Annotated in this window: 1 protein-coding gene; it reads right to left on the minus strand. The window is 48.9% G+C overall.

What is annotated here, in order from left to right; genetic code table 11:
• Window positions 1-790 (minus strand): hypothetical protein (locus HU748_RS26125; RefSeq protein ID WP_186722529.1); only part of this gene is annotated, 790 nt, incomplete at its 3' end.
• Window positions 791-849: the final 59 nt, after the last annotated feature.

Genomic DNA, 849 nt, shown 5'->3' on the forward strand with positions numbered 1-849 from the left:
GGAAGTGCGAGGTGATGCGAGGGCGCGGTAAACCCTCTGGTCCCTCATCCATGAAGCGGCGGATGAACTCCCATTCGTCTTGCAGTTCCGCGAAGTTGTTGGCGGCCTTGCCTACGTGGACGAGTTCGGGATGAAGTGCGCCGGCGAACGAGGGTGGCCACATGAGTTCCAAAGGAAGGCCCACGCCACCGGCAGTCGCGTATTTTTTATCCGAGCCACTGGACGTGACACCGTGCCAAGGAAGTGTGACGATGCCGCCACAGTACGATGGGCGATGCAGGTAGACTTGCTGGGTAGTGCGGTTGAAACGTATTAGTAAGTGGCGGGATGTGAACATCTCGAATCGCGTGAAGCGGAGCCCAAATTTTAAGTAAAGCCATAATGTACCTAAGCCCATGGTGAGGAAGAATGACACCATGAGAAGCTGCTCGCCATAGGGCTCGCCATTATAGTTGAGCGCTAGGCTGAATAGAAATTTTATGTCCTCTAAAACAATTGCTATATTTACTGATGAGTAAATTATAGTCGTAAGGGATAGTATGCTTATCAGTCCTCGTTTGTCTTCCCACATACCGTAACGCATTTCTAATATGTGCTCGTTGTAAGCATAAACTGGTCCGCGACTTTTGGGTGTGGTGCTAGCGGGCTTCTTGGCGGCTTCGATTTCTTCTTGGTCGTCGCTTTCATATGCAAATTTTCTTTTGACTTTCTTGTGCTGCTTTTCAAAAGCATCACGCTCATCTTTTGGGTCAATGTAGGAGAGCCACATGATCCATTCAACAAAATACATTATATGACCTCACTTATCGCACTGAACAAAGCCTCAAGTTCTTCTGCATCCTTGGCGTA

This window comes from Pseudomonas sp. RW3S2, assembly GCF_014268955.1.
In the GTDB taxonomy this organism is placed as follows: domain Bacteria; phylum Pseudomonadota; class Gammaproteobacteria; order Pseudomonadales; family Pseudomonadaceae; genus Aquipseudomonas; species Aquipseudomonas wayambapalatensis.